The organism is Actinophytocola sp. (assembly GCF_036002505.1).
GTDB lineage: Bacteria > Actinomycetota > Actinomycetes > Mycobacteriales > Pseudonocardiaceae > DASYTH01.
On the sequence record NZ_DASYTH010000053.1, the window covers coordinates 1 to 23,931 of the forward strand.

25 protein-coding genes and 1 pseudogene are annotated in these 23,931 nt (G+C 68.7%); 15 read left to right on the forward strand and 11 right to left on the reverse strand.

Annotation, left to right across the window (positions count from 1 at the left end; translation table 11 throughout):
* The 4 genes from VGR06_RS03745 to VGR06_RS03760 form a co-directional block, all read right to left on the reverse strand.
* Window positions 1-1,103, reverse strand: a 1,103-nt coding sequence (locus VGR06_RS03745) for a hypothetical protein (protein WP_327557516.1), incomplete at its 3' end; no start/stop codon positions are given.
* A gap of 99 nt (window positions 1,104-1,202) precedes the next feature.
* Window positions 1,203-2,060 carry an SAM-dependent methyltransferase gene (locus VGR06_RS03750; RefSeq protein ID WP_327557517.1) on the reverse strand — a complete coding sequence of 286 codons (858 nt, stop codon included), beginning with the start codon at window positions 2,058-2,060 and terminating at the stop codon, window positions 1,203-1,205.
* A 74-nt stretch (window positions 2,061-2,134) separates the two neighbouring features.
* On the reverse strand, window positions 2,135-2,968 hold the full coding sequence (locus VGR06_RS03755) for a helix-turn-helix transcriptional regulator (protein WP_327557518.1): 834 nt from the start codon (window positions 2,966-2,968) through the stop codon (window positions 2,135-2,137).
* A gap of 173 nt (window positions 2,969-3,141) precedes the next feature.
* Window positions 3,142-3,342 carry a DUF397 domain-containing protein gene (locus VGR06_RS03760; RefSeq protein WP_327557519.1) on the reverse strand — a complete coding sequence of 67 codons (201 nt, stop codon included), beginning with the start codon at window positions 3,340-3,342 and terminating at the stop codon, window positions 3,142-3,144.
* Window positions 3,343-3,803: 461 nt separating this feature from the next.
* Here VGR06_RS03760 and VGR06_RS03765 point away from each other — a divergent pair, with 461 nt between their 5' ends.
* Complete coding sequence (locus tag VGR06_RS03765; protein WP_327557520.1) at window positions 3,804-4,028, forward strand: hypothetical protein; 225 nt, start codon at window positions 3,804-3,806, stop codon at window positions 4,026-4,028.
* A gap of 159 nt (window positions 4,029-4,187) precedes the next feature.
* On the opposite strand, the gene VGR06_RS03770 is transcribed toward VGR06_RS03765, so the two are convergent.
* The gene (locus VGR06_RS03770) at window positions 4,188-4,766 is read right to left on the reverse strand and encodes an HhH-GPD-type base excision DNA repair protein (RefSeq protein WP_327557540.1); all 579 of its coding nucleotides are present in this window, start codon (window positions 4,764-4,766) and stop codon (window positions 4,188-4,190) included.
* 83 nt (window positions 4,767-4,849) lie between these two features.
* Here VGR06_RS03770 and VGR06_RS44245 point away from each other — a divergent pair, with 83 nt between their 5' ends.
* Window positions 4,850-5,524: a DUF433 domain-containing protein gene (locus tag VGR06_RS44245; RefSeq protein ID WP_327557521.1), complete on the forward strand. Its 675-nt coding sequence runs from the start codon at window positions 4,850-4,852 to the stop codon at window positions 5,522-5,524.
* 251 nt (window positions 5,525-5,775) lie between these two features.
* On the opposite strand, the gene VGR06_RS03780 is transcribed toward VGR06_RS44245, so the two are convergent.
* On the reverse strand, window positions 5,776-6,240 hold the full coding sequence (locus VGR06_RS03780; RefSeq protein WP_327557522.1) for a hypothetical protein: 465 nt from the start codon (window positions 6,238-6,240) through the stop codon (window positions 5,776-5,778).
* Between the two features lie 124 nt (window positions 6,241-6,364).
* Between VGR06_RS03780 and VGR06_RS03785 the strand changes: the two genes are divergently transcribed.
* The 4 genes from VGR06_RS03785 to VGR06_RS03800 all read left to right on the forward strand — a co-directional run bounded on the left by VGR06_RS03785 (window position 6,365) and on the right by VGR06_RS03800 (window position 9,249).
* Entirely contained in the window at window positions 6,365-6,922 is a 558-nt protein-coding gene (locus VGR06_RS03785) for a GNAT family N-acetyltransferase (protein WP_327557523.1), read from the forward strand.
* A gap of 59 nt (window positions 6,923-6,981) precedes the next feature.
* The gene (locus VGR06_RS03790; protein WP_327557524.1) at window positions 6,982-8,202 is read left to right on the forward strand and encodes an NADP-dependent isocitrate dehydrogenase; all 1,221 of its coding nucleotides are present in this window, start codon (window positions 6,982-6,984) and stop codon (window positions 8,200-8,202) included.
* A 121-nt stretch (window positions 8,203-8,323) separates the two neighbouring features.
* Window positions 8,324-8,647 carry an SH3 domain-containing protein gene (locus VGR06_RS03795; protein WP_327557525.1) on the forward strand — a complete coding sequence of 108 codons (324 nt, stop codon included), beginning with the start codon at window positions 8,324-8,326 and terminating at the stop codon, window positions 8,645-8,647.
* A 281-nt stretch (window positions 8,648-8,928) separates the two neighbouring features.
* Complete coding sequence (locus VGR06_RS03800) at window positions 8,929-9,249, forward strand: hypothetical protein (protein WP_327557526.1); 321 nt, start codon at window positions 8,929-8,931, stop codon at window positions 9,247-9,249.
* A gap of 58 nt (window positions 9,250-9,307) precedes the next feature.
* Here VGR06_RS03800 and VGR06_RS03805 read toward each other — a convergent pair whose 3' ends face one another.
* On the reverse strand, window positions 9,308-10,804 hold the full coding sequence (locus VGR06_RS03805) for a S8 family peptidase (RefSeq protein ID WP_327557527.1): 1,497 nt from the start codon (window positions 10,802-10,804) through the stop codon (window positions 9,308-9,310).
* A 214-nt stretch (window positions 10,805-11,018) separates the two neighbouring features.
* Between VGR06_RS03805 and trpS the strand changes: the two genes are divergently transcribed.
* The gene (trpS, locus tag VGR06_RS03810; RefSeq protein ID WP_327557528.1) at window positions 11,019-12,032 is read left to right on the forward strand and encodes a tryptophan--tRNA ligase; all 1,014 of its coding nucleotides are present in this window, start codon (window positions 11,019-11,021) and stop codon (window positions 12,030-12,032) included.
* Between the two features lie 131 nt (window positions 12,033-12,163).
* On the forward strand, window positions 12,164-13,189 hold the full coding sequence (yhjD, locus tag VGR06_RS03815) for an inner membrane protein YhjD (protein ID WP_327557529.1): 1,026 nt from the start codon (window positions 12,164-12,166) through the stop codon (window positions 13,187-13,189).
* Between the two features lie 147 nt (window positions 13,190-13,336).
* On the opposite strand, the gene VGR06_RS03820 is transcribed toward yhjD, so the two are convergent.
* Both VGR06_RS03820 and VGR06_RS03825 read right to left on the reverse strand, forming a co-directional pair.
* Window positions 13,337-14,653: a serine hydrolase gene (locus tag VGR06_RS03820; protein ID WP_327557530.1), complete on the reverse strand. Its 1,317-nt coding sequence runs from the start codon at window positions 14,651-14,653 to the stop codon at window positions 13,337-13,339.
* A gap of 9 nt (window positions 14,654-14,662) precedes the next feature.
* Complete coding sequence (locus VGR06_RS03825; protein WP_327557531.1) at window positions 14,663-15,184, reverse strand: isoprenylcysteine carboxylmethyltransferase family protein; 522 nt, start codon at window positions 15,182-15,184, stop codon at window positions 14,663-14,665.
* Between the two features lie 83 nt (window positions 15,185-15,267).
* On the opposite strand from VGR06_RS03825, the gene VGR06_RS03830 reads away from it, so the two are divergent.
* Window positions 15,268-15,615 (forward strand): hypothetical protein, encoded by a 348-nt coding sequence (locus tag VGR06_RS03830; protein ID WP_327557532.1) that lies wholly within the window; start codon window positions 15,268-15,270, stop codon window positions 15,613-15,615.
* Between the two features lie 128 nt (window positions 15,616-15,743).
* Here VGR06_RS03830 and VGR06_RS03835 read toward each other — a convergent pair whose 3' ends face one another.
* Together VGR06_RS03835 and VGR06_RS43785 are read right to left on the reverse strand one after the other, a co-directional pair.
* A complete protein-coding gene (locus tag VGR06_RS03835; RefSeq protein ID WP_327557533.1) occupies window positions 15,744-16,280 on the reverse strand; it encodes a discoidin domain-containing protein in 537 nt (178 codons plus the stop codon).
* Between the two features lie 55 nt (window positions 16,281-16,335).
* Window positions 16,336-17,091, reverse strand: a pseudogene (locus VGR06_RS43785) (adenosine deaminase family protein); the annotation flags it as partial.
* 203 nt (window positions 17,092-17,294) lie between these two features.
* On the opposite strand from VGR06_RS43785, the gene VGR06_RS03845 reads away from it, so the two are divergent.
* From VGR06_RS03845 to VGR06_RS03870, 6 genes are all read left to right on the forward strand, one after another.
* Window positions 17,295-18,350 carry a BMP family ABC transporter substrate-binding protein gene (locus tag VGR06_RS03845; RefSeq protein WP_327557541.1) on the forward strand — a complete coding sequence of 352 codons (1,056 nt, stop codon included), beginning with the start codon at window positions 17,295-17,297 and terminating at the stop codon, window positions 18,348-18,350.
* 89 nt (window positions 18,351-18,439) lie between these two features.
* Window positions 18,440-19,957 carry an ABC transporter ATP-binding protein gene (locus VGR06_RS03850; RefSeq protein ID WP_327557535.1) on the forward strand — a complete coding sequence of 506 codons (1,518 nt, stop codon included), beginning with the start codon at window positions 18,440-18,442 and terminating at the stop codon, window positions 19,955-19,957.
* Entirely contained in the window at window positions 19,954-21,105 is a 1,152-nt protein-coding gene (locus VGR06_RS03855; RefSeq protein WP_327557536.1) for an ABC transporter permease, read from the forward strand. Before VGR06_RS03850 ends, VGR06_RS03855 begins: the two co-directional genes overlap by 4 nt.
* Window positions 21,102-22,358 carry an ABC transporter permease gene (locus tag VGR06_RS03860; RefSeq protein WP_327557537.1) on the forward strand — a complete coding sequence of 419 codons (1,257 nt, stop codon included), beginning with the start codon at window positions 21,102-21,104 and terminating at the stop codon, window positions 22,356-22,358. The genes VGR06_RS03855 and VGR06_RS03860 overlap by 4 nt, the downstream gene beginning before the upstream one ends.
* The gene (locus tag VGR06_RS03865) at window positions 22,355-22,750 is read left to right on the forward strand and encodes a cytidine deaminase (RefSeq protein ID WP_327557538.1); all 396 of its coding nucleotides are present in this window, start codon (window positions 22,355-22,357) and stop codon (window positions 22,748-22,750) included. The genes VGR06_RS03860 and VGR06_RS03865 overlap by 4 nt, the downstream gene beginning before the upstream one ends.
* The coding region (locus tag VGR06_RS03870) for a thymidine phosphorylase (RefSeq protein WP_327557539.1) at window positions 22,747-23,931 on the forward strand (1,185 nt) is incomplete at its 3' end. The genes VGR06_RS03865 and VGR06_RS03870, both read left to right, overlap by 4 nt.

Consider the following 23,931-nt stretch of genomic DNA (forward strand, 5'->3'; position numbering starts at 1 on the left):
GCGGCGGTGAGGTCGTTGTGGTGCCAGGCGTTGTTGAACCACAGCTCGTGGACGTGGTTGTCGAACCCGCGGTAGACGTTGTGCTGCGTCTTGTCGACGTCCCAGGTGTACCCGGCGGGGTCACCCGCGGCCAGCGGCGCGCCACCGGCCGCCGCGGTCAGGTCGTTCCTCGCCCAGCCGGCCTCGCCGCGGTAGCTCAGCTCGACCTCGCCGTTGGTGGACCCGTCCAGCGCGATCACGGTCTTCTGCCCGCAGTCCCGGATCGCGTTGTTCACCGACCAGTTCAGCGCCGGTGCGGTGGTCCCGGCGCGGACGTTGATCTGCGTCATCGGCGTCGTGTCGGTGGCCGGGTAGTCCGAGCACGCCGTGATGCCGTACGCCTCGAGCGTCTCGCTCGCCCAGGTCAGCTCCGGGTTGTTGGTGATGTTCAGCGTGGTGTTCGCGATCCCGGAGAACGAGCTGGAATAGTTGAAGTTGTTGCCGCTGCGGCTGTTCAGTGTCATCACGCCGACCAGCACGTCGCCCTCGTTCACCCGGATCAGGTTGGTGTGGAAGGCGTTCCCACCGCCGACGTACCAGGACGCCACCGTCCAGTACGCCCCGCCGCCCGCCGCGCTCGGCCCCCACTGCAGCACCGGCTGCAAGATGTGGCTGAAGTCGCTCGGCTCGATCCCGTTGAACAGAAAGATCGTCTGGCTATGGTTGGTGCGCGGCGCCCGCGGCACCGTCCACGTCGTGACGAAACTGGAGATCGGCGTCCCGGTCCGGTTCGTCCACCCCGAGTACGTGATCCACCCGGTCCCGAACGCCGGCGTCACCAGGTCCTCCGGCACGACCTTCAGATCCACCCGGGCCAGCACGTTTTCCTTGGCGTCCAGCAGCTGCACCTGCCGGTCCACATGGGCCACACTGTGCCCCTCGGCGACCAGATGAACATTCGCCCGCGACTTGAACCCGCCCGGCGTCAGCACCAGGTCCGGCGTCACCCGCGGCCCCGCCGCGCCGACCTCGACCGCCTCACCCGGTTGCACATGGGTCACAGTGGACGCCGGCCGCACCCCACCCGGAGCGACAACCAGCTTGTCTTCGGAAATATCGGTCATAACGCACTCCCCACATTGGACTGTAGGCCTACCAATGTGAAGAGGCGTCCACCAAACCCCAAAATACAAACGTCACCCGATAGGGCAACACGCCCGCGATCAGCCCAACTTCTGCCCGACCCCAGCCCACACCATGGCATGACTCGGGCTGGACAGTGGCACTTCGCCGCCCTCCTCCGGATGCCACTCCGGGGTCCACACCATGCCCGGTTCGACGCGTTTGAAGTCCCCCAGCAACGCCTCGATCGCGGCCCGCGTACGGCAGTACACCTTGCTGGCGCACGACTGGTCGCAGAGCTCCTTGAGCTCCACCAGCTTCGGCACCAGCTCGTCCGGAATGCCTTCGTTCGTCACGTGCGAGACGCCAAGGTAGGACCCTTCCGGCAACAGCTCCCGGTACCTCGCCACGGACCGCGCGCCGACATCGTCGCCATCCGGCGTCGGCTTGATGACGTGTAAGACGGAGAACATCAGCACGGCAATGGGTTGATCGGTATCGAAGATCCCGGTAGCCATCGCGGCCGCCCACAGATCATCTGGACGGCGCAGATCTGCTTGCACTATGGCGTGGCGGCGTGGATCTCCGACCTCGTCGAGCAGAAGTTCGGCGTGCGCCACCGTCACCGGCTCGTTGTCCACGTATATGACTCGGCAGTCGTGAGCGATCTCGTCGGCGACCTGGTGGGTGTTCCCCATGCTGAGTATGCCCGACCCGATGTCGAGGAACTGCCGAACGCGATGCCGGGCGAGGTACTTAACCACTCGATTAACGAACATCCGGTTGGCAAGCGCGATCTGTTTGAACAGCGAAAACTGATCGAGAAGCCGGTGGGTGAACGCCCGATCGACGTGCCAGTTGGACGATCCGCCGAGTAAGTAGTCGTAGACCCTGGCCACACTTGGATGTTCCAGGTCTAGGCTAGGGACCGTAATCGTTGGTGTTTCTACCTCAGACACGAGTCTCGGTCCCTTCCCCCCTGCCGAGATGTCCAGTTTGAGTCAGCCTACCTGGCAAGACTGGCCACCCCTGGTCAAGTTCTGGACATTTCGTGAAGAAATGCGACGCTCTCGTCGCGGGTCAGTGCCGCCTTGTGGAGCTGAAGCCAATGCTCGTCGAGCAGCCGGAGCTCGTTGGACCGTTTGATCACGCGCGCGCCCGAAGCGAATTCCACGTAGGCGAAGTCGGGCGCGTCCCCGTTGAACCGCAACAGCTGGAAGTCGCTGTCAACGAACAGGACCGATGCGTTGAACGGCAGGATCTGAACGGTGATCTGCATGTGCAAATTCATGAGCGTCACCAGGTGTTCGGCTTGATCCGCGGCAAGCTCCCGGTTCCCGCCCGGCATCCGGAGCAGCGACGACTCGCTGAGGATTGCCCGATACCATGGTGGACTGACGATTGTGAAAATACCCGCCCGGGCCTTCCGCTGTCGCATCAGGTCGGCTACGTCCGCCGTGTTGGTGTCGGGGTGTTGCGCGAGCATGTAGTGCTCTGACTGCAACGGTCCCGGGATCCGCTCGCTGTGCCAGCAGAGGATCTCGGACGCGTCCGGCTCGAGATGGCTGAGCTGCCCGAACGGGGACCAGGCGGCGGATCGGCGGACGCGGGACGGCCTGCTCGGACCATCCAGGCCGGCCAGCGACTTGAGCTCGTTGGCTTGGCCTTCCGGCAGTCGGTATAAGGCGATCATGCCGGTCAAGTCGGCCTCACTGATCCGGACGAGAGTGGTCTCGATCTTCTGGACCTTGCCTTGTGTGCATTCCAGCTCGTGAGCCACTTCGGTCTGGGTGAGGTCGGCCTCCTTGCGCGCCTTGCGGAGGGCGAGGCCGAGCCGCATCCGATGGGCTGCGCTCTCCTCAGTCACCCGCCAGTCACCTCCCCTTTTCACCCTTGCGGGTTGAGATCACCCAGGATAGTGACTGTAGGTGGGTGGGCCAATACGACCCGGGTGCGACACACCTCCAGTGGGTGACGACGTTTAGATCAATGGTGTCACCTGTGGCCCATGATGATCAAGCTGTCGCCCGAAACCGCTCCTCAGATGGATTGGCAGTGCGCCAGAAAGGCCGCCCATGGTGCCGTGTCAAACAGCAGAACGTCGTCTCCGCTCTTGGAGTCGCGGACGGCCACCAGCCCATCGGGGCCGAGCCTGAGCTCCACGCAGTTGGTGTTGGCTTTCGGGCCGCACCGACTTGCCCTGATCCACTCCTGCGTGGTGCTCCGATTGTCGACGAACACGTCGATCCCTCCCCGACACTGCGATCAGATGCAGGTGTGATTAATCCTGCCGACCGATTAATCCTGGGTGCAACCCCCAGGTGATGATCCGTGCCCAACGCGTGATCGGAACATGCCAGATTGACGTCAGTGAACGAGACAGAAGTCGTCCGGCGCGCCACACCGAAGTGCGCGCCCGCAGGCTGCTCCAAACGGACGAGTCAGGATTAATAATGGCGATTAATCATCCCAGGGTTTGAGCGCCGATTAATCGGGGATTTGCCGAGGTGGTAATAGATTTGGCAACATGTCGGAGTCAGCGCCTGATCTGACCAAAGGGCGCGACCCCCTGGTGGATCAGGGGGCCGCAGGTGCTGTCGCCCAACTGAAATCCTCGGTAAGGAGACAACATGAGAAGTGTACCGCCGCGGATTAATCCAGCCAATGACGAATTGTCACCGGATCGGGTTGTCCAGTCAGAGGTGATCATCGTTCGGGTGCCGGGCGGCCGGCACCGGGCCGATGACCGGTCGGTGCTCGGGCGGCTGGAGAACGCGCTGCAGTCCTTGCCGGTCGCGGTGCGGGTGACGGCGCTGGTGCTGGTGCTGACCGGCACGGCGGCCATCGAAGCGGTGGCGGGGTTCGCCGGTCAGCTGCTGCTGGCCCTGGTCGGTTGCGCGATCGGGTACCGGCGGTGCGGAAGCTGAGGGGTGGAGGAGCCGGTGTGCCCACGCGCAGGGGCGTGGGCACACCGCCCCAGTCGGCTGACGGCCTTGAGCGCGTCGACTTCGCCGGAGACGGTGCCGAATGCGGGGTGGCGAACCGGTTGACGGTGCTCCGCGCCTGGGCGATCGTAGAACTGGCCGTCAGCCGGTCTTGGCCGCGGCCTTGCTCGCCTTCTTGAACGCGCGGACCTCGTTGAGGCTGTTCTCGTCGACCACGTCGGCGATCGAGCGGTGCGCGCCCTTGTCGCCGTAGTGGCCGGCCGCCTCACGCCAGCCCTTCGCCTTCAGGCCGAACTGCTTTCCCAGCAGCGCAAGGAAAATTTTGGCCTTCTGCTCGCCGTAACCGGGCAGGGCGTTGAGCCGGCGGAATATCTCCGCGCCGTCCGGCTTTCCGGTGGTCCACAGCGTGTCGGCCTTGCCGTCATAGTTCTCGACGACGTGCCGGCATAGCTCCTGAACGCGCTTGGCCATGACCCCGCCGTAGCGGTGGATCGCCGGCGGCGTGGTGCACAGCGTGGCGAACTTCTCCGGGTCGTACTCCGCGAGCTCCCGCACGTCCAGCGAGCCGACCCGGTCCAGAATCTTCTTCGGCCCCAGGAACGCGTGCTCCATCGGATACTGCTGGTCCAGCAGCATCCCGATCAGCAACGCCAACGGATCGCGCTCCAGCAGCGCGTTCGCCTCCGGATCCTTGGTCATCCACACCGCCATGCCCGCCATCATGGCACGACACCGCGACCCGGGCTGCGGGTTAACGTGCTGTGCCGCGGTCGTGCGGGATCATGGCTCGGACAGGAGGGGAGATGGTTGACAAGTTCAGCGACCCGCTGCTGACGCCCAAGGACGTCGCACGACACCTGCGGATCCCCGAGTCGACCATGTACTACTGGCTGGGCGGAGAGGCCGACGGCGAGCGGCTGGTGCATCGGGTCGCGCCGGAGAAGCGGGGTTGGCCCTCCGTGCCGTTCGTGGCCGTGGTCGAGGCCTATGTCCTGCGTTCGCTGCGCGATCTGGGCCTGAAGAAGGGCGCGATCAGAGACGCAGCCGCTGAGGTCCGTCGGGCGTTCAAGACGCCGTATGCCCTGGCCACCCAGAAGATCACGACCGATGGTGTGGACATCTTCGTTCACTGCGCGGACGGCGAGCTGGCTCGGGTCGGAGACCGCCAGCAGCCCTTCCGTGAAGTCATTGACGACCATTTGCACTACATCAACTGGGATGCGACCGATGGCTTCGCGGGCAGCCTGAGGCTTCGGCAGTACCCGGACGTCGCACCGGTGATCATCGACCCCCGCTTCGGTTGGGGCCGCCGGTCGTCGAGTCGACCAAGGCGCCGGTCGACGCCGTGGTTGACCTCTGGATCGCCGGCGAGTCGCTCGGGGACGTCGCGTACGAGTACGACATGTTCAGGGATCAGGTCGAGGCAATTTGTCGTGCCGCCGCTCGCACAGCCTGAGTTCTTCCTTGATGGGGTGTGACTCCTTTGGAGGAGTTGTCGATCGCGATCGGGGTGATCGGGACTGGTGTGGCTGGCGGGACCGGTGTGGCGTAACCCATGCGTCGCGGCCCAATAGTCACACTGGTCCCACCGGTCTCACCAGCCACGGCCTCGGCCGAAATCACTCGGTCTCAAATCCCTGGCATTGAGCGCAGTCGGGATCCGGGTGACTGGCCGTGAGCGACGAGGGTCGCGTACGGCGAGTGCGCGACCCTCGTCAGCCGTGCTGTTTCAGCGCGCCGGGTCGTCGACCGCCGGGGCGGTGCCGTCGCGGTGGGCCCGGCGGACGTCCTGGACGTACTCGCGGGTGAGCATGGCGGCGATGACGGCGACGCCGCCGCGGCGGATGCGGACCTCGCCGTGCCGGAGGCGGCCGGTGAGGGTGATCGTGCGGACAGAGTTCTCGGTCTGCTGCACCGGGCCGTCCTTGACCCGGCCGCGGCCGACGATCTCCAGGCCCCAGTGGTCGACCATGGTGTCCTCGGGGACGAGCAGCTTGACCATGGCGTGGTCGGCCAGGATCTCGACCTCGAGATCGCCGGGTGGGATCCGGGGCGAGCGTAGATCCAGCACGACCTGGCCGCGTACGGCCCGAACCGCGAAGCGCCGGCCGGTGGTCCAGTGGCCGAGCTGGCGGTTGGTCGAGTAGTGCGCCTGGACGTGGACGACCTCGGTCGAGGTCAGCGAAGTGTTCATCTCAGTCTTCCTTCCGGGAATCGGGCAACTACCTCGCGTTCCGAGTGACTCAGATCCAAAGTCTCTTGTCAACTAAGAGAATAAGTGAAAAAGAGACTCGCGTCAACCCCGTACCATCGAGGGCATGCTCAGACCGACCTTCCCGATCATCACCGCCCGCCTGCACCTGCGCCCGTTCGTCCCGGAGGACCTCGATGATCTGCACGCGATCCAGTCCAGGGAGGACGTGACCCGATACCTCTACTGGGGGCCGCGCTCCCGGGCGGAGGTCGCCGAGAAGCTGGCCGAACGCACCACGATGACCAGGCTGGACAAGGAGGGCGACAGCCTGCTCTGCGCGGTCGTGCTGCCCGACTCGGGCACCGTGATCGGTGACGTCAACCTGTGGTGGCGCAGCGCGGAGCACCGGCAGGGTGAGATCGGGTACGTGTTCCACCCGGACCACCACGGCCACGGCTATGCCGGCGAGGCTGCCGTGGAGATGCTCCGGCTCGGGTTCGAGGGCCTCGGTATGCACCGGATCATCGGGCGGGCGGACGGCCGCAACACCGCGTCCGCCCGGCTGCTGGAGAAGCTGGGCATGCGCCGGGAGGCGTACTTCGTGCAGAACGAGTTCGTCCGGGGTGAGTGGACCGACGAGGTGGTGTACGCGATGCTGGCCAGCGAGTGGGCGGATCGCTGACCGGGAGAAGCTAGCAGTACGCTTGTACCGTTAACAAGCGCGAGAGGAGCCGCCGGCACATGGCGAAGATCAAAGTCCAGGGCACGGTCGTCGAGCTCGACGGCGACGAGATGACCCGCATCATCTGGAAGTTCATCAAGGACAAGCTGATCCACCCGTACCTCGATATCAACCTGGAGTACTACGACCTCGGGATCGAGCAGCGGGACGCCACCGACGACCAGGTCACCGTGGACGCCGCGAACGCCATCGCCAAGCACGGGGTCGGCGTCAAGTGCGCGACCATCACGCCGGACGAGGCGCGGGTCGAGGAGTTCGGCCTGAAGAAGATGTGGCGCAGCCCCAACGGCACGATTCGCAACATCCTCGGCGGCGTGATCTTCCGGGAGCCGATCGTCATCTCCAACATCCCGCGGCTCGTGCCCGGCTGGACCAAGCCGATCATCATCGGCCGCCACGCGCACGGCGACCAGTACAAGGCGACCGACTTCAAGGTGCCCGGCCCCGGCACCCTGACCATCACCTACACCCCGGCCGACGGCGGCGAGCCGATGGAGTTCGAGGTCGCGCAGTACCCCGAGGGCGGCGGCGTGGCGCTGGCGATGTTCAACTACCGCAAGTCGATCGAGGAGTTCGCCAGGTCCTCGTTCCGGTACGGCCTGGAGCGCAAGTTCCCCGTCTACATGTCGACCAAGAACACGATCCTCAAGGCCTACGACGGCATGTTCAAGGACGTGTTCGCCGAGATCTTCGACACCGAGTTCAAGGCCGACTTCGACGCCGCGGGGCTGACCTACGAGCACCGGCTGATCGACGACATGGTGGCCGCCGCGCTGAAATGGGAGGGCGGCTACGTCTGGGCGTGCAAGAACTACGACGGCGACGTGCAGTCCGACACGGTGGCGCAGGGCTACGGCTCGCTCGGCCTGATGACCTCGGTGCTGATGACGGCGGACGGCAAGATCGAGGCCGAGGCCGCGCACGGCACGGTGACCCGGCACTACCGCCAGCACCAGGCCGGCAAGCCCACGTCGACGAACCCGATCGCGTCGATCTTCGCCTGGACCCGCGGGCTCGAGGCGCGTGGCCACCAGGACGGGACGCCCGAGGTGGTGCAGTTCGCCGAGACGCTCGAGCGGGTGATCATCGAGACGGTCGAGAGTGGCAAGATGACCAAGGACCTGGCCCTGTTGATCGGGCCGGACCAGGAGTTCCAGACGACCGAGGAGTTCCTCTCCACGCTGGACGAGAACCTCCAGGCGCGGATGGCCTCGGCGTGACTTGGCCGGGGGCGCGTCCCGTGACGGATCCGCGGGACGCGCCCTCGCACTTGCTCACCGTGGGTTGAGCAGCTCTATACTGATCGTGGTCGAAACCGGTTTGTGAACGGGAGCGTGCGGCATGGCTCTGCTGGCTCCGAAACGAACGTTGGTCATCGGCGGGGTGCTGGCGGCGGTCCTGGTGCTGTACGTGCTCGGCTCCGACAAGCAGCAGAACAACAATTCGTCGCCGACCGGGAACACCACGCAATGCCGGGTGTCGGTGACCGCCGACGTGCTGAACGTGCGTGCGGCACCGGACGTCACCGCGCAGATCGTCGGGAAGTTCACCAAGGGGCAGGAGACCGACGCGGACAAGGTCGTGCAGGCCGGGTTCCGCAAGATCGGCGAAAACCGTTGGATCGCAACGGATTTCGCCCAGCCACTGTCCGGCCGGGACTGCTAGTCCGCCCCTCCGGAATTTTTATGGTCGTTGCGTTCCAGCCAGTGGTGCGGTTGCCAGGGTGATTGTGGCTGGGTTGCGTCACGGTCCCCTGAGGTTGCGTTGGCCGGGGCGAGACCTTGGTACCTCCGTGCGGGGTCTCCGGTGCGCGGGGCTACGCTCGCCCGGCCTGAGCAATCGGTGCGATCGTCGTACAGCGGGTTGACATCTTCGGTAGTTTCTAGGGGTCTACGATCCCCCAATTGGGTGAAGCAGAGCCGTTGACAATCCAGGAGGCACGGACAGTGCGCAACCGAGTTGCCCACAACGATGTCCACCGGGTCCGAAGCCTGGCCGCCCGTGCGGCCGTGCTCGCCCTGGTCCCCGCCACCTTCGCGCTCATCGCCGCCACCGCGGCCGCCGCCGAGACCCCCGCCACCGCCGAGCGCTGGTCCGAAGGCCTCGCCGGCCCGGTCGGCATCGTCGCGGTGGCCCTCGGCATCGGCGGCCTCATCATCGGGCTCCTCCGCCGTCGCCGCACCGTGGCCGCCCGCATCGCCGTCGCCGAAACCCGCCCCATGAGCGCCGTCCGGCCCGAACCAGCCCGTTCCGACTCCGCCGCCTGACCGCCGACACCACTGAGGGCCACCTTCACACCGGAAGGTGGCCCTCAGTGGCTATGGGTCAGCGGATGACGGCGTCGAGGGCGTCGACGAGGCCGGCGCCATAGAAGCCGCGGCCGGTCTGGCCGCCTTGGCAGGTGGCGAGGAAGGAGCCGTCGCCCGTGGGGTCGTAGGGGTTGGGCGGGCAGGCCAGGCGATCCGCCTGGTTCTGGAGCTCGCGGACCACCCGGGCGGCGTTCCAGTTGGGGTGCGTGCTGCGGATGAGGGCGACGACACCGGTGGCGTGCGGGGAGGCCATGGACGTGCCCTGGGCGTAGCCCCAGCGGCCGCCGACGATCGTCGACAGCACGCGGCCGTTGCCGTCGGGGGTTTCGGGGACGACCCGCGAGTCGCCGCCGGGGGCGGTGACCTCCGTGTCGCTGCCGATGCCGTAGTTGGAGTAGAAGGACTTGCGGGCGGTGGGACCGACGGCCGAGACGCCGACGATGCCGTCGACCTCCTGCGGGAGTTGCGGGCAGTCGTTGCCGACCACGCGGGTGATCGGGGTCTGGTTGTCCGGGCTGCCGGTGTCGGTGACGGCGTGCGCGAGGTCCCAGTTGCTGTTGCCGGTGGCGGCGACGTTGACCACGTCGTGCCGGGAGGCGAACTCGATCGCGCGGGTCACGGACTGCACGATGGCCTTCTGGTCGGGGTCGTCGAGGCAGTTCTTGAACCAGGGGTCGATGAAGTAGGAGTTGTTGGTGGCCTTCATGTTGTGCTCGGCGACCCAGATCATCCCGCAGATGGCGTACTCGGGGTAGATGAAGCCGCCATCGTCGACCACCTTCACCGACGCGATGCGCACGTTGGGCGCCACACCGGCGATGCCGACGCCGTTGCGGGCCGCCGCGATGGTGCCGGCGACGTGCGTGCCGTGGGTGCTGGTCGTCGGCGCCCAGGCCGCGGGGGAGGTGTCCGGCCTGCCTTCGTTGGTGCAGCCGACGGAGTTCGCCGGGTCGATGTTCGGGGCCAGGTCGGGGTGGGTGGCCTCGATGCCCGAGTCGACCACGCCGATCAGGGTGTCGCGGCTGCCGCCGGACACCGCGTTGGCCGCGTCCGCCCGGATCAGCCGCATGTCCCACTGGTTCGGGGCGAGCGGCTCGAACGCGGTGGGGGTGACGGCCTTTCCGTTGTCCTTCACGGCGTCCAGCTGTTCGATCTGGTCGCGGGCGGTCACCGCGGCGATGGCCGGCGTGGGCGGCACGAACTCGACCAGCGCGCGGGTGGCGCCGACGCCCTGCACACCCGGCGCCCGGCGCAGCGCCTGGGCGAAGTTGAGGCTCGGCGACGTGGCGACCACGACGCCGATCTGCGGCCAGGCCTGCACGACGGTGCCGCCGGCCGCCTCGATGGAGGCCACGGTCCGGGACAGGTTGCCGTTCTGCGGGCCGAGCACCACGAAGTGTGCGGCCGGTCCGGTTGCCGCGGCCGCCGGTTGCACGGCCACGGCGGTCAGCGCGGCCGCCGAGGCGAACGCCGCGGCCACCGCCAACGTGCGGAATCCCATTCTTCGTTGCACGAGAACCTCCATCGCCGAATCGGTGGCTGGCGGCGCTTCCCGCTCACTCGGGGCGGGCGTCGGTGAACCAGCCGGCGGCAAGAAACCTTTCACCGCCCGATCAACGCGGGCAAGCCCCCGGACGGCGGTAACACCCGGGGTGGCCGGCCGGATACCCGCCGGGTTCTGGGAGAATCGGACTGGCGCTACGCCATCGAGTCAGGAAGAAGACACTGTGTCCACCGAACGTCCGCGCGTGCTGTCCGGCATTCAGCCCACCGGTGAGTCGTTCCATCTCGGCAACTACCTGGGTGCCGTGCGCCAGTGGGTGGCGCTGCAGGAGACGCACGACGCGTTCTACTTCGTCGCCGACCTGCACGCGCTGACCGTCGACCACGACCCGAAGGCGCTCGCCGCCCGCACCCGGGTGTCGGTCGCGCAGCTGATCGCGGTCGGCCTCGACCCGGAGCGGGCCACCCTGTTCGTGCAGAGCCACCTGCACGAGCACACCGAACTGGGCTGGGTCATGCAGTGCCTGACCGGGTTCGGTGAGGCCAGCCGCATGGTGCAGTTCAAGGACAAGTCGGCCAAGCAGGGCGCGGACCGGGTCAGCGTGGGCCTGTTCGCCTATCCGATGCTGCAGGCCGCGGACATCCTGGTGTACCGGCCGCAGTACGTGCCGGTCGGCGAGGACCAGCGCCAGCACCTCGAGCTGACCCGGGATCTGGCGCAGCGCTTCAACTCCCGGTTCGGCACCGTGTTCACCCCGCCGGAGCCGTACATCCTCAAGGACGCGGCCAAGATCTACGACCTGCAGGACCCGGGGGCGAAGATGAGCAAGTCGGCGTCCAGCCCGGCGGGCATCATCGAGCTGCTGGACGAGCCGAAGGTGTCGGCCAAGAAGATCCGCTCGGCGGTCACCGACACCGGCCGGGAGATCGTCTACGACCCGCCGGGCAAGCCCGGGGTGTCCAACCTGCTGGTGATCTACTCGGCGCTGTCCGGGCGGAGCGTCGCCGACCTCGAGGCGGACTACCAGGGCAAGGGGTACGGCGACCTGAAGAAGGACCTCGGTGAGGTGTTCACCGAGTGGGTCGGGCCCATCCGCGACCGCGTCAAGTCCTATATGGACGATCCGGCGGAGCTGGACAAGGTGCTCAGCCGCGGCGCCGAGCGGGCCAGGGAGACCGCGGCCGAGACCCTGACCACGGTCTACGACCACCTGGGACTGCTCCCGCCGGGCCGCTGACCACTGAGGGTTGCGAGCAACCGGTCCGCCGACCACCCGTGCCAAGGCAAACCACCAGCCTTGTGCGGAACCCTCTTGAGACAGACACGGCTCGCGTTGCGGGCCGGCCCGGGCCGCCCTAGCGTCAGAACGTGACCGCCGATGATGGTGCGAAGAAGCCGTCCTTCGTTGCCAGACTGCGAAAGCGGGAGAGCGTCGACCATCTGGCGCGCGCCGCCACGTCCTACACCGAGCGCAACGGCGACCATTACGCCGCCGCGATCACCTATTTCAGCGTGCTGTCGCTGATCCCGCTGCTCATGATCGCCTTCTCGGTCGCGGCCTTCGTACTCGCCGGCAACGACGCGCTGATGAACGACCTGAAGGAGAACATCACCAAGGCCGCGCCGAGCGGGCTCGGCGAGGACCTGAACAAGGTGGTCGAGAAGGCGGTCGAGCAGCGCGGCGCGGTCGGGGTGTTCGGCCTGCTGGCCGCCGCGTACTCCGGACTGGGCTGGATGAGCAACCTGCGGGACGCGCTTTCCGCGCAGTGGGGCCATGATCTGCCAGAGCAGTCGTTCCTGCGGAAAACCGTCACCGACCTGCTGGCGCTGATCGGGCTCGGGCTGGCGCTGGTGCTCTCGTTCGGTCTGACCGCCGCCGGCAGCGGTCTTGCCGGGCTGCTGCTGCGCCTCGTCGGACTCGCCGGCGAGGCGTGGGCGGTGTTCCTGCTGCGGCTGGGCGCGATCGTGCTCGCCCTCGCGGCGAACTGGCTGGTGTTCCTCTGGGTGCTCTCCCGGCTGCCGCGCCAGCGGGTGGGCGCCCGCTCGGCGGTGCGCGGTGCGCTGTTCCTGGCCATCGGGTTCGAGATCCTCAAGCAGGTGGCGACGATCTACCTGGGGATCGTGTCCGGCTCGCCGACCGGCGCGCTGTTCGGTCCGGTCATCGGCCTGCTGGTGTTCGCCAACCTGGTGTCCCGGCTGCTGCTGTTCGTCACCGCCTGGACGGCCACCGCGCGGGACAACCTCACACCGGCGCTGCCGCGACCGCCCGCGCCGGCGATCATCCGGCCGCGCGTGGAGATCCACGAGGGACCGCGCTGGCGGGACGCCGGGGTGCTGGTCGGTGCCGGCGCGCTGCTCGGTGTGCTCTGGGACCGCCGTCGCCGGCGCTCCTAGCCGCAAGGCCGTGAAGTTGAGGCGGGTCGCCGGTGTGTTACCGGGTTGGTGGCTGCCGGAAGGCGGGACATGACTACGCAAAGCCGGAACACGGCTACCGGAAGCCGGGACACGGCTACCGGAAGTCGGGACACGCCCGGGTTGCCCCTAGCCGGTGAGCTCCGCGGCGGCGCCCCGGGCGGCTCGGGCCCGGCGGCGGCGCCACCAGAGGGCGAACGAGATCAGCACCGCGACGCCGGCCAGGCCGACAAGGGGGAGGCCGACGTTGCCGAACGCCGAACGGGAGCTGTCGCCGGGGTCGGGTGCGGCGACGTTGTTGCCGAGCGGTGGTGCCAGCGCGGCGCTCTGATTGCCGCTGGCGTCCCCCTTGGGCTGCGCCTCGGGGGCGCGCTCGACCAGTTCCCCGACCGGGCGGCTGCCCTGGCGGGCCAGCGCGAAGCCGTAGTCGAGGAGCTTGGCGCCCTGGTCGCCGAGGGGCAGGGAGTTGACCCGTTCGCCGCGCAGCAGCACCACGGCCAGCCGGCGGTCGCCCTGCTTGGCGGCACCGAGATAGGTGTGCCGGGCGTCGTCGGTGAACCCGGTCTTGCCGCCGAGGAAGCCGGGGTAGCGGCCGAGCAGGCTGTTGTCGTTGTTGACCTTGAAGCCGGGCTTGTTGGCGAAACCCGGGAAGTCGATCTGCCGGGTGGCCGCGGCCTCGGCGAACTCCTTGTGCTTCATGGCCGCGCTGAAGATCAGGCTCAGGTCGTAGGCCGAGGTGGTCATGCCCGGGCCGTCCAGTCCGGACGGGGTGGCCGCCCGGGTGTCCAGCGCGCCGAGCTCCTTGGCCAGCGCGTTCATCTTCTCCAGCGCGACCGGCACCCCGCCGAGCGAGCGGGCCAGCGCGTGCGCCGCGTCGTTGCCGGAGTGCATGACCAGTGCGAACAGCAGCTGATGGACCGTGTACTGGCCGCCCGCGCCGAGGCCGACCCGGGTGCCCTCCTGGTTGGCGTCCTCGGCCGTGCCGACCACCACCATGTCCTGGCGGAGCTCGCGGATGACCACGATGGACAGCAGCACCTTGATCAGCGACGCCGGCCGCTCCCGGGCATGCGGGTCCTTGGCCGCCAGCACCGCGCCGCTGTCCAGGTCGGACAGGACCCAGGACGCGGCGGTGACGGTGGGCGGTTCCGGTGTGCCACTCGCCTGGATGATGCCGCACTCACCCATCCGGGCACCGCCGACCGGGTCCTTCGGCTGGGGCAGCGGCTCCGGCCGGGTCTGGCCGGGCTTCGGCTCTTCCGAGGTGTCCACCGGCGCCGGCGGTAGCGCGCGGTTCGGGCAGGCGGATTGCTCACCGCTCGGCTGGGCCTTGCGGGGAGTCTTGGCCGCCAGCGACGTGGCGGGTGCGGCGAACAGGGCGGCGGTGACGAGAACGAACAGCGATACGAGGAGGGCCGGTACAGATCTGCTCGTGGTGCTGCGCACCCATGCAGACTAAGGCGTTGCGGAGCGTTGCTCGCGCCCGCCCTCGGTGTGTCCGGACCGCGGCCGGGGCAGCCACGCGGGCACCGCTCGCCGGTACCTCTCGTAGTCGGCCGCGAACCGGGCGCGCAGCATCGGTTCCTCCACGCGGAGCACGTACCCGGCGATCAGTAGCCAGAACACGGCGGCATACACCCACAGCGCGAGCCGGTCGAGGAGCAGGGCCTGGCCGATGATCACCGCGACGGCCGCCGCGTACATCGGGTTGCGGACGAACCGGTACAGCCCGCCGACGACCAGCCGCTCGGTCGGTGCGAACGGCGCCGGAGTGCCGCGGCCCTCGGTGACGAACCGGGCGAAGGAGTGCACCACCGCGGCCGTGCCGGCGACGACCAGCACGCCACCGAGCAGCTGCGATGCCAACCAGGTGCGGCCGGGATGCCAGCCGGTGAGCAACCACGGCACGAGGTACATGAGCAGCGCCGGGAACGCGAAGAAGACCGCGGTGATCGCGCCCGGGCCCGGTGATCGCATGGCGCCATCGTGCGCCGGTGCGGCACGCCGATCATCCGGTACGTTGCTCAAGGCTGGCGGGACCGGACTGGAAGGGACGATCCGTGGGGTTCGTACGGGATCTGCTGCTGTTCCTCCACCTGCTCGGGATGGCAACGCTGGTCGGCGCGTTCCTGCTGCAGCTGCGTCAGACCGCCGGAGCACCGCTGACCGTGGGCTGGCTGCACGGCCTGGGGCTGCAGCTGGTCACGGGCGTCGCGCTGATCGCGTTCTCGCCGCTGACCCACCGCGACTACGACGACGTGAAAATGGGCTTCAAGATGCTGGTCCTGGTGATCATCGGCGTCTTGCTGATCATCTTCACGGTGCGCAAGACCGCACCGCGATGGCTCACGTTCACCCTCGGTGGGCTGATCGTGGTGAACGTGGCCATCGCGGTGTTCTGGCATTAAGGCGTTTTCGAAGTGCCGCGTCGGGGTGCCCGGATGTGGCTGTTGGCGGTGCTTTCCTTCGAGGGAGTGAACGTGCTCCCACGCCTTCCCGCGCAGAACTTTGTGCAACGAACGTCAGACGTAGAACACTAGCTGGCGTAGACCTCCAGTTCGGACAGTTGGCCGGCGGGCCAGCCGGTGTTGGCGGTGAAGGTGAGCCGCAGGTGGCGGCGGGTGGTGGCGGTGAACGGGATGGTCACCGTGTTGCCGGTCGCGGGGTTGAACGTGTAGCCGGCGGAGTTGACCACCGTGGTGTACGACGAGCCGTCGGTGGAGCCCAGGATCGACAGCGTCTGCGTGCGGGTCTGCCAGGCCGCGGACGGTGGCAGCTTGAGCACGACGCGGGACACCGAGAGCGCCGCGCCGATGTCCACGGTGATCGACTGGGGGAACGCGTTGTTGGCGCTTTCCCAGTAGGTGTCGGCGTTTCCGTCGACCGCGTTGGCCGCGACAAAACCCTGGGTGTGGCTGGTCTCGGAGACTGGCCGGCCCGCGGCGAGGTTGCCGTTCGGGTCGAAACCGGTGCCTGACAGGGTCGCCGTGTGCGGGCTGCCCGGGGCGCTGCTGCTGATCGAGAGCGCGCCGGTGCGGGCCCCGGCGGCGGTCGGGGTGAACGTGACGGTCACCGTGCACGAGGGGGTCGTCGGAGCCGAGGGTGATGGGGACGCCGGCCCCGAGGAGGGTGTGCAGAGGGAGGGCGGCGAGCTCGAAGACGCCGAGGGGCGGGTAGGAGGTGGGGCAGACCTCGAGCGCCACGCCGCGGCCCGCCAGGAGGGACACGGTCGCCGGGTCGGCGGCGGCTGTCAAGCCGTGCCCGATGCGTTGCGCGCCAAGGGTTTCCACGCAGTCGCGGACGTGCCAGGCACCGTGGTAGAAGCCGGCGTGCGGGGCGGCGAGCAGGCCGGCCTCGGTCGCGATGCGGAAGGCCGGTGCGAAGTCGGCGACGACGCCGAGCCGCTCGTCGTTGGACAGCCCGAACCCGACGACCCCCTGGCCGGCGTACCGGGCGGCCACCCGGGCCAGCGCGGCGGCGTGCGCACCGGAGCGGGCCCAGCTCGACGACACGATCACCCCGGCCGGCGCGCCGGCGACCGCGGTCAGAACGGCCTCCACCACCGGCTCGACGCCACCGAGCAGGGGCGCGTACGCGGTGGGGTCGACCTGGATCTCCACCCAGCCGCACCCGTCGGCGAGGTTGTCCTCGAGCGCCTCGGCCACCACCCGACCGATGTCCCCGACCGAGCGCACCGCTGCCCGGGCGGCGTCGTAACGCTGCTGGAACGCGGCCCATCCGTGCGCCCCGGCAGGCAGTGCCGGCGGCACTGAAAGGCCGTACCGCGCGGCCAGCCCGGCCAGGGTCGAGGGCCGCATCGAGCCGGTCAGGTGCAGGTGCAGGTTCGCCTTGGGGAGCGCGCGAAGATCCCGGACGCCGGCCATGGCCCCAGGTTACGGCGGGGTTGCCGGGACGCTGTCACGATCCGTGGCCGGCTGGACGCAGGTGCCGGTCGGGACGAAACGATTGGGTCACGCGGTCCTGTGCGTGGGTAGCGCTCACCGGAAGGCGGGGTACGGTCTCGCGAATAGATTTGCGTCCGGTATGCCTGGACGCCGGAACGCGGAAGGAGAACGCCTTGCGCCGGATGCGAGGAACCCAACTCGCCGCAGGGCTGGTTGCGCTCGCCCTGAGCATGACGGCCTGCGGTAGTGACACACCGTCCTCGCCAGGTGGGGGTGGCGGGACCAGCGGGGCCCCGGCAGCCAAGCTCAAGATCGGTCTTGCCTACGACATCGGTGGCCGCGGCGACCAGTCGTTCAACGACTCGGCCGCGCGCGGTCTGGACAAGGCCAAGAGTGACCTGGGCGTCGAGGCCAAGGAGCTGGAGGCGACCGCGGGTGAGACCGAGGCGCAGAAGGAGGACCGGTTGCGCCAGCTCGCCGAGGGCGGCTACAACCCGGTCATCGCCGTCGGGTTCGCCTACTGCAAGTCCATCGGCAAGGTCGCCAAGGACACGCCGAACGTCAAGTTCGCGATCGTCGACGACCTCGAGGACGACTGCAAGGGCGACAACATCGCCAACCTGCTCTTCGCCGAGCAGGAGGGTTCGTTCCTGGTCGGTGTGGCCGCCGCGTTGAAGAGCAAGACCGGCAAGGTCGGCTTCGTGGGCGGCGTGAACGTGCCGCTGATCCAGAAGTTCGAGGCCGGCTACACGGCCGGTGTGAAGGCCGCCAACCCGAGCGCGACGGTCGAGGTGAAGTACCTGACCCAGCCGCCGGACTTCACCGGCTTCAACGACCCGGCCAAGGGCGAGACCGCGGCCAACGGCCAGTTCGACAACGGCGTGGACGTGATCTACGCGGCCGCCGGCGGTTCGGGCAACGGCGTGTTCAAGGCCGCCAAGGCCAAGAGCAAGCTGGGCATCGGCGTCGACTCCGACCAGTACAGCCAGCCGGCGCTGGCCGACGTGAAGGACGTGATCATCACGTCCATGCTGAAGAAGGTCGACGTGGCCGTGTTCGACTTCATCACCTCGGTGAAGGACAGCAAATTCGCCGCCGGCGCGAAGACCTACGACCTCAAGGCTGGTGGCATCGACTACGCCACCAGCGGCGGGAAGATCGACGACATCAAGGCGAAGCTGGACGACTACAAGACGAAGATCAGCTCCGGCGAGATCAAGGTGCCGGACAAGAAGTAACCACTGATCGATCAAGACGGGCTCGGGGCGACTGCGACGGCGGCCCCGGGCCCGTTACGGTTCTCCCCACACCGACCGGCGAGGTGGCGATGACGAACGCGGTCCAGCTGACCGGCATCACCAAACGGTTTCCGGGCGTGGTCGCCAACGCCGACGTGAACATCACCGTGCGCCCGGGCACCGTGCACGCCATTGTCGGGGAGAACGGTGCCGGCAAGTCGACGCTGATGAAGATCCTCTACGGGATGCAGCGCCCGGATGAGGGGACGATCCAGGTCGACGGCGCGGAGGTGAGCTTCCACTCCCCGGCCGACGCGATCAAGGTGGGCATCGGCATGGTGCACCAGCACTTCATGCTCGCCGACAACCTGACCGTGCTGGAGAACGTGGTGCTCGGCAACGAGCCGCGGGCCGGCGGGCGGCTGGACTTCCGGGCGGCCCGGGCGAAGATCCGGGAGATCTCCGGCAGCTACGGCCTCGGCGTGGATCCCGACCGGCTGGTCGACGACCTCGGTGTCGGTGAGCGGCAGCGGGTGGAGATCCTCAAGGTGCTCTACCGCGGCGCGCGCACGCTGATCCTGGACGAGCCCACCGCGGTGCTGGTGCCGCAGGAGGTCGACGAGCTGTTCGGCAACCTGCGCGAGCTCAAGGCCGAGGGCCTGACGATCCTGTTCATCTCGCACAAGCTGGACGAGGTGCTCTCGGTCGCCGACGACATCACGGTCATCCGCCGCGGCACGACCGTGGCCAGCGTGCGGCCGGGCGAGGTGACCGCGCGGCAGCTCGCCGAGCTGATGGTGGGCAGCGCGCTACCGGTGCCGGAGCTGCGCGAGTCGACCGTGACCGACACCGCGGTGCTCGAGGTCGACGGGCTGACCGTGCTCGCCACGGACGGGCGGACGGTGCTGGACGGCGTGTCGTTCACCATCCACGCCGGGGAGGTGCTGGGCATCGCCGGCGTCGAGGGCAACGGGCAGGCCGAGCTGGTGGACGCGCTGATGGGCATCCGGCCGCCGGCCGCCGGCGTGGTTCGCCTGCGCGGCAAGGATGTCAACCGGTTGTCCACCCGGCACCGGCGGGAGGCCGGGGTGGCGTTCATCCCCGAGGACCGGCACCGGCAGGGGATGCTGCTGGAGGCGACGCTCTGGGAGAACCGGGTGCTCGGCCACCAGACCCGGGTGCCGAACGCGCGCGGGCCGCTGATCGACCGGCGCGGGGCCAAAGTGGACACCCAGCGCATCGTGCACGAGTACGACGTGCGGACCCCGAGCATCGACGTGGTGGCCGCGGCGCTGTCCGGCGGCAACCAGCAGAAGCTCATCGTGGGCCGGGAGATGAGCGGGAACCCGGTGCTGCTCATCGCCTCGCACCCGACCCGGGGAGTGGACGTCGGCGCGCAGGCGGCGATCTGGGAGCACATCCGCCGGGCCCGCGCCGAGCACCTGGCCGTGCTGCTGATCTCCGCAGACCTGGACGAGCTGATCGGCATGTCCGACCGGATCGCGGTGATCCTGCGGGGTCAGCTGGTGTCCGAAGTGGACCCGGGCGCGGTGACGCCGCAGGAGCTCGGGTCGGCGATGACCGGTGCCGGGGAGGAGGTGGCATGACTGGCGCTACGCCATCGAGCCAGATAGAAAAACACCGTAGGTTCTCGGCTCGTGCCGTCCTGTTAGGACTGGCCGCTCCGGTGGGGGCGCTGGTGTTCGCCGCCCTGGTGTGCACGGCGATCCTGGTGGTGTCGAAGCATTCCCCGGCGGACGTGGTCGACTCGATGGTGACCTCGGCGAAGCGGCCGCGCACGTTCGTGATCGCGCTGAACAACGCCACCAACTACTACCTGGCCGCGGTCGCGGTGGCCATCGGGTTCCGGATGAACCTGTTCAACATCGGGGTGGACGGGCAGTACCGGCTGGCCGCGATGCTGGCCGCCGCGCTCGCCGGGGCGTCCTTCATGGACGGTCTGCCGCCGTTCCTGCGGATCGCCATGACGATCATCGCAGCGATGGCGGTCGGCGCGGCGTGGGCGGGCATCGCCGGGTTCCTCAAGGTCACCCGCGGGGTCAGCGAGGTGATCTCGACGATCATGCTGAACGCGATCGCCACCGCGCTGGTGGCCTTCCTGCTCAACCCGAACCGGTTGGCCGTGCTGACCGGCAACGACATCCACACCCCGGAGATCACCGCGGGCGGGCAGGTGCCCGGCATTCCGTACCCCGGCACGTCCTCCGCCACCGTGCACGGGCTGATCATCGTGGCGGCCGCGGTGGGTGTCCTGTACTGGTTCGTGCTCGCCCGCACCCGGTTCGGCTTCGACCTCAAGGCGACCGGGCTCTCCGAGTCGGCCGCGGTGGCCAGCGGGGTCAACGTCAAGAAGATGGTGTTCCTGTCGATGCTGCTGTCCGGCGGGGTGGCCGGGCTGGTCGGCATGCCGGAGCTGCTCGGTGGCGCGCACTCGTACTCGCTGAACTTCCCGCCGGGCATCGGGTTCATCGGCATCGCGGTGGCGCTGCTCGGCCGCAACCACCCGGTCGGCATCGCGTTCGCCTCGCTGCTCTGGGGAATCCTCGACGCCAGCTCCAACGGGCTGGACGTCTCCGGGGTGCCGAAGGAGATCGTGGCGATCATGCAGGGGGTGATCGTGCTGTCCGTCGTGGTGGCCTACGAGCTGGTGCGGCGCTACCGGGTCCGGCTGGAGCAGAACGAAGTCGGCCGGGCGCTGGGTAGGACTCAGGTTCCTGAGGCGGTGTCCTCATGACCGCGGGGCTTGCCGTCGGGGTCGAGACCGCGCCGCCCGCACCGCGGCGTAGGCGGATCTCGCCGACGTGGTACTGGGTCGCGGCCGTGGGTGCGGTCGCGGTGGTCGCGCTGGTGCGGGTGTTCACCGGGGCGAACGACCTCACCTCGCGCGGCACCGTGCAGGCCGCGCTGACCGCCGCGGTGCCGATCGCCCTGGCCGGGTTGGGCGGCCTGTGGGCGGAACGGGCCGGCGTGGTCAACATCGGGCTCGAGGGCATGATGGTGCTCGGCACCTGGGGCGCGGGTTTCGCCGGCTACCAGTGGGGTCCGTGGGCCGGGGTGCTGTTCGGCCTGGTGATGGGCGCGCTCGGCGGGCTGCTGCACGCGGTGGCCACGGTGACGTTCGGGGTGGACCACATCATCTCCGGCGTGGCGATCAACCTGCTGGCGCCCGGGCTCGCGCTGTTCCTGTCCAAGGTGTACTTCTCGAACGCGCCCGGCGGCGGGCAGAAGCAGTCGCCGCCGATCCGGGATGCCCAGCACATCACGGTTCCGGGCCTGTCCTCGTGGCTGGAGACGTTGGAGCGCAAGCACTGGTGGCTGGTGTCCGATGTGGCCGGTCTGCTCGGCGGGCTGACCACGCAGGTGTCGCTGCTGACGATCATCGTGGTGCTGCTGCTGATCGGCAGCGTGTTCGTGCTCTGGCGCACATCGTTCGGGCTGCGCCTGCGTTCCTGCGGTGAGGCTCCGGTCGCGGCCGAGTCGCTGGGCGTGAACGTGTACCGCTACAAGTACGCGGCTGTGATCATGTCCGGGGCGCTGGCCGGGTTGGGCGGGGCGTTCCTGGCGGTGAGCTCCAGCCAGTTCCGGGACGGGCAGACCGGCGGGCGCGGCTTCATCGGCCTGGCCGCCATGATCTTCGGCAACTGGCGCCCCGGCGGGCTGGCCACCGGGGCCGGGCTCTTCGGCTACACCGACGCCATGCAGCTGCGCGGCGCCGACGCGGTGCACGCGCTGCTGCTGTTGCTGTGTATCGCGTTGCTGGTGCTCGCCGTCGTCCAGGCACTTTCCGGCCGGCGGGTGATCGCCGCGGTGGCCGCTGTGCTCGGGCTCGCGTTCGGCTGGTGGTTCCTGGTGACCGACGCGCTGCCCCCGGAACTTGTCGGCGCGGCGCCCTACGTGGTGACGCTGCTCGTGCTGGCGCTGGCCTCGCAACGGTTGCGCATGCCGAAGGCGGACGGTCAGGTCTACCGCAAGGGCGAAAGCGGATGACCGCGTCCACTGTGGACTGGAGCGGGCTGCGCTCCAAGGCCGTCGAGACGGCCTGGCAGGCCTACTGCCCGTACTCCGGCCTGCAGGTGGGCGCCGCAGCGCTGGTCGACGACGGCCGGATCGTGGTCGGCTGCAACGTGGAGAACGCCTCCTACGGCCTGAGCCTGTGCGCCGAGTGCACCCTGGCCGGCCAGCTCCGCCTCACCGGCGGCGGCCGCCTGGTGGCACTGGCCTGCCGCAGCGGCTCGGCCGACCTGCTCATGCCGTGCGGCCGCTGCCGCCAGATCATCTACGAGCTGGGCGGCCCCGAGTGCCTCCTGGACACCCCCGACGGCCCACTCCCGATGAGCTCCGTCCTCCCACACGCCTTCGACCCCGGACAGCTGCCATGAGTGTTGAGCCGATGTCCGCGGTCGACGTGATCCGGACCAAACGCGACGGCGGCCGGTTGACGGACGACGCCATCGACTGGGTCGTCGACGCCTACACCCGCGGCGTGGTCGCCGACGAGCAGATGTCCGCGCTCGCCATGGCGATATTCCTCAACGGCATGGACGCCGCCGAAACCGCCCGCTGGACCCGCGCCATGGTCAACTCCGGCGAGCGGTTGGTCCTGTCGTCCTCCCGCCCCACCGTCGACAAGCACTCCACCGGCGGCGTCGGCGACAAGATCACCCTGCCGTTGGCGCCCCTCGTCGCCGCCTGCGGCGCCGCCGTCCCCCAGTTGTCGGGCCGCGGCCTGGGTCACACCGGCGGCACCCTCGACAAGCTCGAGTCGATCCCGGGTTGGCGCGCCCAACTGTCCACTTCGGAAATCCGCGCCCAGCTGGATTCGGTCGGCGCCGTCATCTGCGCCCCCACCTCAGGCCTGGCCCCGGCAGACCGCAAGCTCTACGCCCTCCGCGACGTCACCGCCACCGTCGAGTCGATCCCCCTGATCGCCAGCTCCATCATGAGCAAAAAGATCGCCGAAGGCGCCCAATCCCTCGTCCTTGACGTCAAAACCGGCTCCGGCGCCTTCATGCGCCGCCTCGACGACGCCCGAGCCCTAGCCGAAGCCCTCGTCTCCATCGGCACCGACCACGGCCTCAAGATCTCGGCGTTGATCACCGACATGTCCGTCCCCCTGGGTCATGCCGTCGGCAACGCCCTCGAAGTCGCCGAGTCCGTCGAAGTCCTCCAGGGCGGCGGCCCCCCCGACATCATCGAACTGACCGTCGCGTTGGCCCGCGAAATGCTCTCCCTGGCCGGCATTTCCAATGTGGACCCCGCCGAAGTCCTCGCCTCCGGCCGCGCCTACGAGGTGTGGCACGCCATGATCACCGCCCACGGCGGCGACCCCGACGCCCCCCTACCCCGCCCCAGCCACCTCCACACGGTGCCAGCCCCCACCACCGGCACCCTCACCACCCTCGACGCCCGCGCGGTCGGTATCGCCGCCTGGCGCCTGGGCGCCGGCCGCGCCCGCAAAGAAGACCCCGTCCAACCCGCCGCCGGCATCCTCCTACACGCCAAACCCGGCGACCAGGTCGAAGCCGGCGCACCCCTCCTAGAACTCCACACCAACACCCCC

What these genes read in the sequence shown, in the direction of transcription:
- VGR06_RS03845 (WP_327557541.1), top strand. Translation starts at nt 17,295, where the DNA reads ATGCGAGGAACCCAACTCGCCGCAGGGCTGGTTGCGCTCGCCCTGAGC.
- VGR06_RS03825 (WP_327557531.1), bottom strand. Translation starts at nt 15,184, where the DNA reads ATGCGATCACCGGGCCCGGGCGCGATCACCGCGGTCTTCTTCGCGTTC.
- VGR06_RS03865 (WP_327557538.1), top strand. Translation starts at nt 22,355, where the DNA reads ATGACCGCGTCCACTGTGGACTGGAGCGGGCTGCGCTCCAAGGCCGTC.
- VGR06_RS03795 (WP_327557525.1), top strand. Translation starts at nt 8,324, where the DNA reads ATGGCTCTGCTGGCTCCGAAACGAACGTTGGTCATCGGCGGGGTGCTG.
- VGR06_RS03780 (WP_327557522.1), bottom strand. Translation starts at nt 6,240, where the DNA reads ATGAACACTTCGCTGACCTCGACCGAGGTCGTCCACGTCCAGGCGCAC.
- VGR06_RS03785 (WP_327557523.1), top strand. Translation starts at nt 6,365, where the DNA reads ATGCTCAGACCGACCTTCCCGATCATCACCGCCCGCCTGCACCTGCGC.
- VGR06_RS03770 (WP_327557540.1), bottom strand. Translation starts at nt 4,766, where the DNA reads ATGGCGGGCATGGCGGTGTGGATGACCAAGGATCCGGAGGCGAACGCG.
- VGR06_RS03790 (WP_327557524.1), top strand. Translation starts at nt 6,982, where the DNA reads ATGGCGAAGATCAAAGTCCAGGGCACGGTCGTCGAGCTCGACGGCGAC.
- VGR06_RS44245 (WP_327557521.1), top strand. Translation starts at nt 4,850, where the DNA reads ATGGTTGACAAGTTCAGCGACCCGCTGCTGACGCCCAAGGACGTCGCA.
- VGR06_RS03855 (WP_327557536.1), top strand. Translation starts at nt 19,954, where the DNA reads ATGACTGGCGCTACGCCATCGAGCCAGATAGAAAAACACCGTAGGTTC.
- VGR06_RS03850 (WP_327557535.1), top strand. Translation starts at nt 18,440, where the DNA reads ATGACGAACGCGGTCCAGCTGACCGGCATCACCAAACGGTTTCCGGGC.
- VGR06_RS03860 (WP_327557537.1), top strand. Translation starts at nt 21,102, where the DNA reads ATGACCGCGGGGCTTGCCGTCGGGGTCGAGACCGCGCCGCCCGCACCG.